Consider the following 12,963-nt stretch of genomic DNA (forward strand, 5'->3'; position numbering starts at 1 on the left):
TCCAGATTCCGACAAGGCGGGCAGAGGGCAGAAGGACGCTCTTCGGTGATCAGCTGACGACGTCGTACTTGTCGAATCCGGTGGCGACGGTGACCGGTTCGCGGAAGAGGTCGAGGGGGCGTCCGGGGTCGAACGCGCCGGAGTGCCGGTAGGCCTCGAGCGTGCCGTCGGGGCGCAGGCCCAGCAGGTCGGGCCGCCCGTCCAGGTCGATGTCGGCGAGCGTCATCAGCCGCATGTCGTCCCAGCCGTGGGCGACGGTGTGCCAGGTCCCGTCGGTCGCCTTGCCGGGCGGGCCGGCGAACTCGTACAGGTCGAGGTCGCCGTTCGCGCGGCGGACCAGCAGGTCGAGGGTGCCGTTGCCGGTGAAGTCGGCCATGGCCACGGGGAGGTCGTCGACGTCGATCTCGGTGAGCCGCACCGGGTCCTTGTCGAAGGTGTCGTTCTTGACGACGCCCCGGTCGCGGTGCGGGAAGAAGTCCACGTTGCCGGCGTCCTTGCCGCGGCCGAACGTGTCGTCGGTGCCGGTGCCGGTCACGTCGGCGAACCCGATCGTCTCCCACTCCTGGCCGTCGTCGCGCTTGCCGGAGACGCGGACGGGCTCCGCGAAGGGGCCGATCTCGCCGGGGCCGCCCAGGTTACGCAGCAGGAAGAAGCCGTGCTCGCCGTTCTCGCCCGGGTTGATGTCGTACTCGCTGGCGCTGAACGCGCAGATGTCGGCGCGCCCGTCGCCGCTCGCGTCCACGGCGCGGACGAAGAAGAAACGCCACCAGCCGAATCGCTCGCCTATCTTGACCGGCTCGCCGTAGGTCCCGGTTCCCCGGAACTCACCGCTGTGCGGATAGACGAACAATTCGCCGGTCTCCGTGTTCCGCACGAGCAGATCCGGCCGTCCGTCGCCTCGAAACGACCGGCACTGACCGTTCGCGAAATTCGGCGCCATTGTTGAACGCTCCTCCCCGCCAGGATTCCCTGCCAAGCGTCATCAGTATTTGCGAGGCGGGATAAGGCGGGTAACCCCTAGCGCCCATTAAATCGGCTGGTCAGCCCCGAGTGCCCGGCCCCGGCAGCATGCCGAAATGCCCGGGGAGCGTCCCTCTCGGGCGGCCCGGGGACCCGGGCAGGCCGAATACCCGGCACGCGGGCAGCGCCGCCGGGTATCAGGGCCGGGGATCAGGCCGGGTATCTCAGGTGTCGCGCCAGCGGAAGCGCGCGAACGCCGTGATCAGCAGGACCGCGGTGAAGGCCGCCATCACCGCGAACCCGGGCCAGGGAAGCATCCGGTCGGGGTTCTGCACGGTGGTGGTGATCTGGAGTCCGGCCTGGATGGGCCAGTACGTGCTCACCCAGGCGCCGACCGAGTCCGGCAGCAGCCTGGGCGAGATGATCGGGATGATGAAGTTGACCGCCACCAGCACGGTCGTGGCACTCATCGTGGCCCGCAGCAGCCCCCCGAGCGCCACCCCGGTCAGCCCGACCAGCGCCCAGATCAGCCCCATGCCGATGACGGCCCGCAGGACCCCCGGCTGGTCGAGCGAGGCGGCCGGGGCACCGGCCGAGCCGATGACCCCCTGCCCGAGGAAATAGGCGCCGAATCCGGAGACCCATCCCATCAGCAGGGCGAGCAGCCCGAACGTCGCCACCTTGGCCGCCATCAGCCGGCCGCGCCGCGGTACCACGGTCACGCTGGTGCGGATCAGGCCGGTGGCGTACTCGTGGGTGACCATGAGCACACCCAGCGCACCCACGGTGATCTGGGCGAACAGGAACCCGCCGTACATGCTGATGTACGTCGGGTCGAACATCGCCTTGACCGCCGGCGCGGCCGCCAGATAGTTCTCGCTGGCACCGTTGGAGGTGAGCGCGCCCGCGCCCACCATGAGGACCACGGCCGTGAGCATCGTCGGGATGTTGGCTGGGATCGTACGGAATTTCGTCCACTCCGAGCGGATCGTGTCCGCGAGGACCGCGCTCATGCCGCACTCGCCTGGAACTCGATGCTGTCACGGGTCAGATTCATGTACGCCTCCTCCAGAGAGCGCTGCGGCGTCAGCTCGGTGAGCACTACCCCGGCGGCCAGCGCGACCTTGCCGATCTCCCTGGAATCCAGTCCGGTCACGATGAGCGCGCCGTCGGCGCCCGGCTGCACGTCAGCGCCGGCCGCGGTCAGGCGGCGGGCGAGCTTGTCCTGCTCGTCCACCCGCACCAGCACGCTGGACCCCTGCCGGACGAACTCGGTGATCCCGATGTCCGCGATGAGCTTGCCCCTGCCGATGACGACGAGGTGGTCGGCGGTCTGCGCCATCTCGCTCATGAGGTGGCTGGAGACCAGGACCGTGCGGCCCTCGGCGGCCAGGGCGCGCATCAGCTCGCGGATCCACTTGATGCCTTCGGGGTCGAGGCCGTTGACCGGCTCGTCGAACAGCAGCACCTTCGGATCACCCAGCAGCGCCACCGCGATGCCCAGCCGCTGGCCCATGCCCAGCGAGAAGCCGCCGGCGCGCTTGCGCGCCACCGACTCCAGTCCGACCAGGCGCAGGACCTCGTCCACCCGCGAGGCCGGGATGCCGTTGGTCTGGGCGATGCAGATCAGGTGGTTGCGTGCCGTGCGTCTGGGGTGCACCGCGCGGGCGTCCAGCAGCGCGCCCACCTCACACATAGGGCGGGGCAGGCCCACGTAGGAGCGGCCGTTGACGGTCACGCCGCCCGCGTCAGGGCGGTCGAGGCCGAGAATGGCCCGCATGGTGGTCGATTTGCCCGCGCCATTGGGCCCGAGAAATCCAGTGACCCGTCCCGGGTGGACACTGAACGTCAATCCGTCCACCGCCGTCTTGTCTCCATAGCGTTTTGTCAAGCCGTTTATCTCAATCATTTCCCCGGTCCTTCCAGTGAGGGGAGCCGGAATTTCGCACCGGGCTGTCTATATAGTGCGCTTTCCGATAAGGGAACCGCCAGGGCATTAAGCATGGGGCGGAACTTGAGCCGGGTCTCGGCCAGTTCCACGTCGGGGTCGGAGCCCGCCACGATGCCGCATCCCGCGTAGAGGGTCGCGGTGCCCTCCTGCAGGTGGGCCGAGCGGATCGCCACCGCGAAGTCTCCTTCCTGCTCGTCGTTCATCCAGCCGACGGGGCCGGCGTACCAGCCGCGGTCGAAGGGCTCGGCCTCGCGCAGCCAGTCGAGCGCGGCACCGCGCGGGTGCCCGCCGACGGCGGGCGTGGGGTGCAGCCGCTCGACAAGGTCGAGGACGCTCGCGTTCTCCGGGTCGGCGATGTCGCCGACGACGCGGGTGTGGAGGTGCCGCAGGTTCGGCAGGTCGAGCACGTGCGGCTGGGCCGGCACCGTGACGTCCCTGCACACCTGGCCGAACGCGTGCCGCAGGGTGGCGGTGACGATCTCCTGCTCGCGCCGGGACTTGTCGTCGTGCAGCAGGGCGGCGCGCAGGCACGCGTCCTCGGCCGCGGTGCCGCCGCGGGGCATGGACGCCGCCAGGCTCATCGACTCCGCCCGCCCGCCGCGCAGGCTGACCAGCCGCTCCGGGGTGGCGCCGACGAACGCGTGCCCGTACGCGGCGACGGCGAAGACAGTGCTGCCGCGTTGCGTGTCGAGCAGGGTCCCCAGCACGGAGGGCAGGTCGTAGCCCCAGGGCGAGGTCACCCGCAGCTGGCGGGCCAGCACCGCCTTGTCGAAGCGGCCGTGGGCGATCTGCTCGGTGGTGAGCGCGACCAGCGCCTTCCACTCCGACGCTGAGGGGATCTCGAGCGTGGTCGTGCCCTCGATCAGCGGAACGGGGCAGGGACGCACCCCGGCGCCCGAGAGCAGGGCGACGGCGTCGGCGGCGGCGCGGGCCGGGCCGTCGGTCGTGGTGAGGCGGGGGTCGACGCTCGCGGTGAGCGCGAGCGTGGTCCTGCCGCCGCGGTCCCGTGCGATCAGGACCCTGGGCACCCACATCAGCGCCTCGGGCAGCGGTCCCGGGCGCGGCGCGAAGGAGAAGCCGCCGACCAGGGACGGCGTCGTGGGCGGGGCCGGCCCGCCGGCCACCGCCGTCTGCAGCGCCTGCTCCCAGGCGCGCCGCACGCCGCCGAACCTGTCGTGGCCGACATGCGTGAAGTCCATGGCGCTGCCCATGGCCAGGACGCTGGAGTGCGGCGACACCCAGACGAATGTCCTCGTGGACCGCTCGAACAGCGGTCGGAGCAGCCCGGCCGGATCGACGGACGGGATCTCCTGACGCCAGACCGCCAGCGCCCGGCGGGCGCTGTTGCGTGCCTCGACGACGGCCTTGGCGTGCACTTCCAGGAATCCGGGCAGGTCGATGCGCATCAAGCGTCCTTCACGAACGACGAAGGAGCCGGAGCTCCCGAGCCAGCGAGAAGGGCGGTGAGCGTCTTCTTGCTGACTTTGCCCAGCGGGGTGAGCGGCAGCTCGTGAACGATCTCCAGGCGGTCGGGGAACTTGAAGGCCGCGACGCCGCGTCCGCGTAAGAAGAGGGAGAGCTCCGCCAGCGTGGGCGGCGTGCCGCGAGGGACGACGCAGGCGCAGATCCGCTCGCCCAGCACCTCGTCCGGCAGTCCAACCAGCGCGACCTCTCTGATGCCTGGATGCGCGAGCAGTTGGTTCTCCACCTCCTCGGCGGCGATCTTCTCGGCGCCCCGGTTGATCTGGTCCTTGACCCTGCCTTCGAAGACGATGTGCCCGCTCGGCAGCAGCCGAACCAGGTCCCCGGTCCGGTAGAACCCGTCGGCGGTGAACGTCCTGTCGTTGTGCTCGGGCGCCCGGTAGTAGCCGCGGACGGTGTACGGTCCCCGGGCCAGGAGCTGGCCCACCTCGCCCGGGGGCACGTCGTGGTCGTCCTCGTCCACGACGCGTACCTCGTCGTCGGGCGAGACAGGCAGTCCCTGGCTGACGAGGACCACGTCCTCCGGATCGTCCCACCGGTGGAACCCGCACAGTCCCTCGGCCATGCCGAAGGCCTGCTGGAGACGGCAGCCGAGCGCGGGCTCGACCCGGCGGGCCAGCTCCGGCTGGAGCTTCGTGCCGCCGATCGTCACGCGGCGCAGGCTGGACAGGTCGTACTCGTCCCACTCGGCGGCCTCCATCCACAGCAGCGCCGCGCCGGGGATCAGGCCGGTCTCGGTCACCCGCTCCCGCTCGATGATCGGGAAGGTCTCGTCCGGACTGGGCCCCGGCGCCAGCACGAGCGTGCCGCCCGCGTGGAACGTGGCCAGCAGCCCGTGGGTCAGCGGCCAGTTGTGGGTCAGCGGCAGGCTCACCAGGTGCACGGTCTCCTCACCGTAGTCGCACGCCTCGGCGACCGCGCGCCCGCTGTAGGACCATTCCTGGTGGGCGCGGGGCACGAGCTTGGGCACACCGGTCGTTCCGCCGGACAGCAGGAACAGCGCCACCTCGGCGGGGTCGGGGCGGGGCAGGTCCACCGGGTCGCCCCGCACGTCGCCGAGCGCGGTGAAGCCGCCCGGGTCCCCGGCGACCAGCACGTGCTTGAGCGTGGGGACCCGTGCGGCGACGTCGGCGGCCAGGTCCCGGTAGTCGAACGCCATGTGCACGTCGGGGATGACGTAGGCGACCGCCTCGGTGAACTCGCAGAAGTACGTGATCTCGCTGCTGCGGTGGGCGGGCAGCGCCAGCACCGGCTGGGCGCCGATCCTGAACAGGGCGAACAGCAGCGCGACAAGCTCCGCCGTGTTGGGGAGCTGCACGACGACGCGGTCGCCCGGGCCGATGCCGAGCCAGTCCAGTCCCGCCGCCATGCGGTCGGCGCGGGTGTCCAGCTCGGCGTAGCTCCACCGGTCCGTGCCCGCCACCAGGGCGGTCTTGTACGGGTGCGTACGGGCCAGGCGGCCGAGGAGCTCGCCGAGCGTCTCGTCGCGCCAGTGGCCGGCCACGCGGTAGCGTTCGGCGAATTCTTCCGGCCAGGGGGTGCATCCGTCCAACACGTGTACGTCCTTCCCATTTTCGTCGGGGTGGCTGGCCGCGTCCTCAGCTCACGGCCGCGGCGAGCAGGTGGTCGGCCAGCTCGGCGGGGGTCGGATAGTCGTAGATCGCGTCGGCCGCCACCTCGATGCCCGTCATCTCGACAAGCCGGTTGCGCAGCTCGACCGCGGCCATGGAGGAGAAGCCGAGTTCGAAGAACTCCGCGTCCTGCTCCATCGCGTCGGGCCGCGGCAGCTGCAGGATCGCGGCGGCCTGGCTGCGTACGACGTCGAGCACGATGCCGCGGTGCTCATCGGCCTGGCTGCCGGACAGCAGGCGGCGGAACGCGGCGGCGCCCTCCACGAGCTCGCCGGGTCCCTCCTGCGCGCCGGCGGCCTGCGGGATCCCCTCCAGGAGCCGGGCGTGCCCGGCCACGGCGAGCGAGGCCCAGTCCGGGTCCGCGACCACGAGGGCCCAATCCCCCTGGCGCAGCGCCTGCCGGATGGCGGACACCGCGTCCGCGGGCTCCTTCAGCCCGGCGGCGACGGCCAGCGCGGGCCGTCCCGCGGCCAGCCGCTCGGCCGCCAGCGCGGTGAAGTACTCGTACGTCGCCGCGCCGTCACCCCACGCGGCCTGCGCGGGCGCCAGGAGGATGAAGACGGGTACGTCGGCCGCGCGGGCCGGCTCGTCGAGCGCGTGAGCCGCCTCAGCCGTCGTACAGACGACGGCGGTCACGGCCCCGCCCTCGGGAAGCCGCCCATCGACGTCCTGGACGACCACGCCGGGCTCGTCCTCCAGTCCGGGGGCCGGCCCGGTCAGGACGACTCGGTCCGCGCCGTTGCGCGCGGCCCACCTGGCCAGTTCGGTGGACGTGTCGTCGAGCGGGCCCGCGAGCAGGACCGTGCCGCCGGGCCGCCATTCGCGACCGAGCGGCGTGCCGGTCGGCGGCGCGGGGCGCAGTCTGCGGGCGAAGACGCCGCCGGAGCGCACGGCCACCTCACGCTCTCCGGTCAGCCCGGACAGCACCACGCACAGCCGGCGGATGGCCTGCTCGTCCGGCTTGGCCGGGAGATCGATCAGCCCGCCGCGCCGGTCCCCGCCGGTCGCCGCCCGCAGAGCCCCCCAGTCCCGGGCGCTCTCGGGTCCGGCGACGCGGTCGGACGGCGCCACCTGGATGGCACCGCACGTGAGGAACCAGACCGGTGCCGACCCCGCCGGGAGGGCCGGGGCGGGCGCTCCCTCGGGGAGCAGGTAGATGACGCCTGCCGCGCCGCCGTCGGTTTCCGGCATCGCGGAGAGCACGACGGTGTCCGCCCCGTGGGCCGCAAGCCCGGCCGCCAGCACCTCCCCCACCGCAACACTGCCTGCCGCCGGCCCTGCGCCGTTCGCCGACGCATCGGACGGTGTGGCGCCGCCTGGGGCGACTATCAGCCAGGTGCCGGAGACGGCGGGGGCGGGGAGGTCGGTAAGGGGGTGCCAGCCGAGCTGGAAGCGCACGTCCCCGTGGCCGGCGCCGTCCTGCCCATGCAACCGGGCCAGCGCGGGCAGCAGCTCGTCGAGCGTGGCCCCGCTGTCCAGGCCGAGCACCGCGAGCAGCCCGTCGAGATCCTCGCGGCCGACGGCGTCCCACAGCCCCTGGTCAGGCCGTACGGACTCCTCCGCCTGAGGCGGGTCGGGCCAGTAGCGCTGCCGCTGGAAGGAGTAGGTCGGCAGCGGGACCGCCCGCGCGCCGGCGCCGATCACCGCGCTCCAGTCGACGGCGAGCCCGTGAACGTGCCCCTGAGCCAGGGCCTCGATCAGCGTGGTGCTCTCCGCCCTGTCACGGCGCAGCACCGGCGCGACGACGCCGGTCCAGCCGTCCAGGCAGTCCTTGACCATGGCCGACAGCACGGCGTCGGGACCGAGCTCGAGGAACGTGGTGACGCCCTGGTCCCGCAGGGTCCGCACGCCGTCGCAGAACCGTACGGCCTGCCGCAGGTGCCGGGCCCAGTACTCGGGCGAGGTCAGCTCCTCGGCGGTGGCGAGCCGGCCGGTGACGTTGGAGACGATGGGCGTCGTCGGCGGCTGGAAGGCCAGCTCCCGCGCGACGTTCACGAACTCCTCGAGCGCCGGTTCCATGAGTGGCGAGTGGAACGCGTGGCTGACGGTCAGCCGCTTGGTCTTGCAGCCGCGGTCGGCCAGCCGTTCGGCCAGCTCCAGCACGTGCGCCTCCACGCCGGACAGGACGAGCGAGGCCGGGCCGTTGAGCGAGGCGATGCCGACGCTGTCCTCGTGCCCGGCGAGCAGCGGCAGCACCTGCTCCTCCGTGGCGCCGCGTACCGAGATCATGGCGCCGCCTGGCGGGAGCGCCTGCATCAGCCTGCCCCGGGCGGCCACGAGTGTGACCGCGTCGTCCAGCGACAGCACGCCGGCGACATGCGCGGCGACGATCTCGCCGATCGAGTGGCCGGCCAGGAGGTCGGGGCGCACGCCCCAGGCCTCCAGGCAGCGGAACAGCGCGACCTCGACGGCGAACAGCGCGGCCTGCGTGTACCGCGTCTGGTGGAGCAGTTCGGCGTCACCGGCGATGACCTCGCGCAGCGGCCGGTCGAGGTGCCGGTCGAACCTGGCGCACACCTCGTCGAAGGCCTCGGCGTACTCCGGCCAGGCCGCATACAGTTCCTCGCCCATGCCGATGCGCTGGCTGCCCTGGCCGGTGAAGAGGTACGCGGTGCGGCCGCGGGCCGCCGAGCCCGTGATCACGTGGTCCGAGGGGACGCCGTCGATCGCGGCCTCCAGGCCGGCGGCGAGGTCGTCGCGGGTGGCGCCCAGGACGACCAGCCGCCGCTTGAACGAGGCCCGCGTCGTGGCCAGGGACCACCCGAGGTCGGCGGCCTGCTGGCCGGGCCGGGACGCCAGATGGTCGCGCAACCTGCGGGCCTGGCCCCGCAGCGCGTCCGAGCTCTTGGCCGACAGCACCCACGGGATCAGCGGCCGCCCGGTCTCCGCCCGCTCCGCCGTGGCCGGCTCCTGAGGGGGCTGCTCGATGATGACGTGGGCGTTGGTGCCGCTGATGCCGAAGGAGGAGACGCCGGCGCGGCGCGGCCTGCCCGTCTCGGGCCACGGGGTGGCCTCGGTCAGCAGCCTGACCGCGCCCGCGTCCCACGCGACGTGCGTGGTCGGCTCGTCCACGTGCAGCGTCTTCGGCAGCACGCCGTGGCGCATGGCCATGACCATCTTGATGATGCCCGTGACGCCGGCCGCGGCCTGGGTGTGGCCGAGGTTGGACTTCACCGAGCCGAGCCAGAGCGGCCGGTCCTCGGGCCGGTCCTGGCCGTAGGTGGCGACGACGGCCTGGGCCTCGATCGGATCGCCGAGCGTGGTGCCGGTGCCGTGGCCCTCGACGGCGTCGACGTCGTCCGGGCGCAGTCCCGCGTCGGCGAGCGCCTGCTCGATGAGGCGCTGCTGCGAGGGCCCGTTGGGCGCGGTGAGCCCGTAGCTGGCGCCGTCCTGGTTGATCGCGGTGCCGCGGACGACGGCCAGGATCGGGTGGCCGTTGCGGCGCGCGTCGGAGAGCCGCTCGACGAGCAGCACGCCCACGCCTTCGGCCCAGCCGGTGCCGTCGGCGGCCTCGGCGAACGACTTGCAGCGGCCGTCGGGGGCCAGCCCGCGCTGGCGGCTGAAGTCGACGAACACCGACGGGGTGGACAGCACGGTGACGCCGCCGGCCAGGGCGAGCGAGCACTCGCCGCGCCGCAGCGCCTGGATCGCCATGTGCAGGGCCACCAGCGAGGAGGAGCAGGCCGTGTCGACGGTGACCGACGGGCCTTCGAAGCCGAAGGTGTAGGAGACCCGGCCGGACGCCACTCCGGCGGAGACACCGGTGCCGACCAGGCCTTCGAGGTCGCCCGTCGGGTTCTGCAGGTGCATGCCGTAGTCGTGGTACATCAGGCCGACGTACACGCCGGTCTGGCTGCCGCGCAGCGTGGCGGGGTCGATGCCGGCGTGTTCGAGCGCCTCCCACGAGCTCTCCAGCATCAGACGCTGCTGGGGGTCCATGGCGATGGTCTCTCGGGGCGAGATGCTGAAGAAGGCCGGGTCGAACGTGGTGGCGTCGTACACGAAGCCGCCCTCTCGGGCGTACGTGGTGCCGGGGTGCTCGGGGTCGGGGTGGTAGAGCTCGTCCAGGTTCCAGTTGCGGTCGGCGGGGAACATCGCCATCGCGTCGCCGCCTTCGGCCACCAGATCCCACAGCTGGTCGGGGTTGGTGACACCGCCGGGGAGGCGGCAGCTCATGCCGACGATGACGATCGGCTCCTCTTCACCGGTCCTCGTCCGGGTGGCGGCGGCCTGCTGGGAGCCGTCGAGCAGGCGGGTCCGCAGGTACTGGACCAGGCCGACGGGCGTCGGGTAGTCGAAGATCAGCGTGGCGGGCAGCCGGAGCCCGGTGACCGCGTTCAGCCGGTTGCGGAACTCGACGGCGGTGAGCGAGTCGAACCCGGCCTCGTTGAAGGGCCGGTCCTGCTCCACGGCGCTGGGATCCGGGTAGCCGAGGACGGTCGCCACCTGGCCGAGCACGAGGTCCAGCAGCACTCTGGTGTGCTCCGACTCCGGCATGCGGGCCAGGCGCTCGCGCAACTCCGACGCGGCGGCCGGGTTGTCGCCCACCACCCGTCTCTTGGGGGTGGGGACCAGTTCCCGCATGATCGTGGGCAGCGCGCCGAACTGGGCCGCTGTCCGCAGGGCGGCGAACTCCAGCCGGATCGGGACCAGCGCCGGCCGGTCCCCGGCGCAGGCCGCGTCCAGCAGCGCGAGCCCGTCCGCGGTGGAGATCGGCGTGACGCCGGTGCGGGCCAGCCGCGCCCGGTCGGTGTCGCTGAGCGTCCCGGTGAGGCCGCTGTCCTGCTCCCACAGGCCCCACGCCAGGGAGAGCGCGGGCAGGCCGCGCTTCCTGCGCCGCTCGGCGAGCGCGTCGACGAACGCGTTGGCGGCGGCGTAGTTGCCCTGTCCCGGGCCGCCGAAGACGCCGGCGGCCGAGGAGAACAGCACGAACGCGGTCAGCGGCAGGTCCTCGGTCAGCTCGTGCAGGTTCAGCGCGGCATCGGCCTTGGCGCGGAGCACGGTGTCGATCCGGTCGGGGGTGAGGGCCGCCAGGACGCCGTCGTCCAGGGCGCCGGCGGTGTGGACGACGCCGGTGAGCGGGTGCTCCGGGGGGACGGCGGCCAGCACGTCCGCCAGTGCCTGCCGGTCGGCGGCGTCGCAGGCGGTGACGGTGACGTCCGCGCCCAGGCCGGCCAGCTCTGCCATCAGCTCGGTGGCGCCGTCGGCGGCGGGGCCGCGCCGGCTGATCAGCAGCAGCCGCCGGACGCCGTGCTCGGCAACCAGGTGCCGGGCGACGATCCCGCCCAGGGTGCCGGTCCCTCCGGTGATCAGTACGGTGCCGTCGGGGCCCCAGGGGCTGGTGCCGGACTCGGAATCGCTGTCCGGCGTCGCGGCCGTGCCGGGCTGGGGAGCGCGGTGGCGGGTGAGCCGCGGCACCAGGATCTCGCCCTCGACCAACGCGATCTGTGGCTCGCCCGACGCGACGGCAGCCGGGAGTGCCTGCCAGGAGGCGTCCGTGCCGTCGATGTCGAGCAGGATGAAACGGCCGGGGTTTTCGGACTGCGCCGACCGCATCAGCCCCCATACCGCGGCGCCCGGCAGCTCTTGGCCCGAGGCCACAGCGCCCTTGGTCACGACGACGAGCGGAACCTCGGCGTATCGCTCCTGGTCGAGCCAGGACTGAGCGGCCTCGAGCACCTCGCAGGTCGCGAAGCGGGCGCCCACGGCCTCGTCTCCGCCGGTCCGCGGGGCGCACACGAAGAACGCCATGCGGGGCGCGGCGCCGTCCGGGTCGAGCACCCCCACCTGCGCCCCCGCCGCCTCCAGCGCGGCCCTGAGGCGGCTGCCGTCGCCGCCGGCGATGGCGTAGGCGGCGCTGTCCTGTGCGGGAGCGGGTGCCGTCCGGGCAGGCATCCAGTCGAGGGCGAACAGCGCGTCGCGCAGCCGGTCCGCGCCCGATGTGCTGTCGGGTGTCATCGCCCGGACGACCAGCGAGTCCACGGAGGCGACGGGCGTGCCGGCGGCGTCGGCGACCTCGATCCTGACCGCGTTCGCCCCCGTGGGCGCGAGCCGGACGCGTAGGGCGGCCGCGCCGGTGGCGGCCAGCCGCACCCCGGTCCAGGCGAAGGGCAGCACGGGTCCGCCGCCGTCCTGGGCGGGGAAGAAATCTCCCACGGCGAGCGGCTGCAGCGCGGCGTCGAGCAGCGCGGGGTGCAGCCCGAATCCGCCGGTCTCGGTGCCCTCCGGCAGGGCGACCTCGGCGAACAGCTCCTGGTCGCGCCGCCACACGGCCTGGACGCCGCGGAAGGCGGGGCCGTAGTCGATGCCGATGGCGGTCAGGAGCTCGTACACGTCGCCGGCGTTCACCGCGGTGGCGCCGGGCGGCGGCCAGGACGGTTCGGCGAACGTGGCCGCGCCGGTGTCCGTGGCGAGGAAGCCGGTGGCGTGCCGGGTCCACGGCTCGTCGTCGAGCCGGGCGTGAACGGTCAGCGGTCGCCGGCCGTCCTCGTCGGGCGCGCCGACCGCGACCTGGACCTGCACTCCTCCGCGTTCCGGGAGGACGAGCGGGGCCTGGAGGGTGAGCTCTTCCAGCAGGTCGCAGCCGGCCTCGTCGCCGGCTCTGACGGCCAGCTCCACGAAGGCCGTGCCCGGCAGGATCACCTGCCCGTTGACGGCGTGATCGGCCAGCCACGGGTGCGTCTTCAATGAGAGCCGTCCGGTCAGCAGCAGGCCCTCGCCGTCCGCGAGGGAGACCGCGGCCGCCAGCAACGCGTGCCCGGCGGGACCCATGCCGAGCTCGGTGAGGTCGCCGGTCGACTGGACGGTCTTCGGCCAGTAGCGCTGGTGCTGGAAGGCGTAGGTGGGCAGCTCCACCCGCCGCGGCCGGGCCGGCTCGAACACCCCCTGCCAGTCGATACCGGCACCGTGCACCCACAACTCGGCCGCACTCGCCCACAA

Annotated in this window: 6 protein-coding genes; all 6 read right to left on the bottom strand. The window is 73.0% G+C overall.

The genetic code is table 11. The features are described 5' to 3' along the window. Positions 1-49: 49 nt before the first annotated feature. Positions 50-940, bottom strand: a complete 891-nt coding sequence (locus tag ACTWPT_RS57700) for an FG-GAP repeat domain-containing protein (protein ID WP_443186058.1) — start codon at positions 938-940, stop codon at positions 50-52. A gap of 244 nt (positions 941-1,184) precedes the next feature. After that, on the bottom strand, positions 1,185-1,973 hold the full coding sequence (locus ACTWPT_RS57705) for a hypothetical protein (protein WP_443186059.1): 789 nt from the start codon (positions 1,971-1,973) through the stop codon (positions 1,185-1,187). Then, positions 1,970-2,869 carry an ABC transporter ATP-binding protein gene (locus ACTWPT_RS57710; RefSeq protein ID WP_443186060.1) on the bottom strand — a complete coding sequence of 300 codons (900 nt, stop codon included), beginning with the start codon at positions 2,867-2,869 and terminating at the stop codon, positions 1,970-1,972. The genes ACTWPT_RS57705 and ACTWPT_RS57710 overlap by 4 nt, the downstream gene beginning before the upstream one ends. Continuing rightward, complete coding sequence (locus ACTWPT_RS57715; RefSeq protein ID WP_443186061.1) at positions 2,866-4,317, bottom strand: isochorismate synthase; 1,452 nt, start codon at positions 4,315-4,317, stop codon at positions 2,866-2,868. Before ACTWPT_RS57715 ends, ACTWPT_RS57710 begins: the two co-directional genes overlap by 4 nt. After that, complete coding sequence (locus tag ACTWPT_RS57720; RefSeq protein ID WP_443186062.1) at positions 4,317-5,948, bottom strand: (2,3-dihydroxybenzoyl)adenylate synthase; 1,632 nt, start codon at positions 5,946-5,948, stop codon at positions 4,317-4,319. Before ACTWPT_RS57720 ends, ACTWPT_RS57715 begins: the two co-directional genes overlap by 1 nt. A gap of 43 nt (positions 5,949-5,991) precedes the next feature. Continuing rightward, complete coding sequence (locus ACTWPT_RS57725; protein WP_443186063.1) at positions 5,992-12,936, bottom strand: type I polyketide synthase; 6,945 nt, start codon at positions 12,934-12,936, stop codon at positions 5,992-5,994. Between the last annotated feature and the right edge of the window lie 27 nt (positions 12,937-12,963).

The sequence above is a fragment of the Nonomuraea sp. 3N208 genome (assembly GCF_052245935.1).
In the GTDB taxonomy this organism is placed as follows: domain Bacteria; phylum Actinomycetota; class Actinomycetes; order Streptosporangiales; family Streptosporangiaceae; genus Nonomuraea.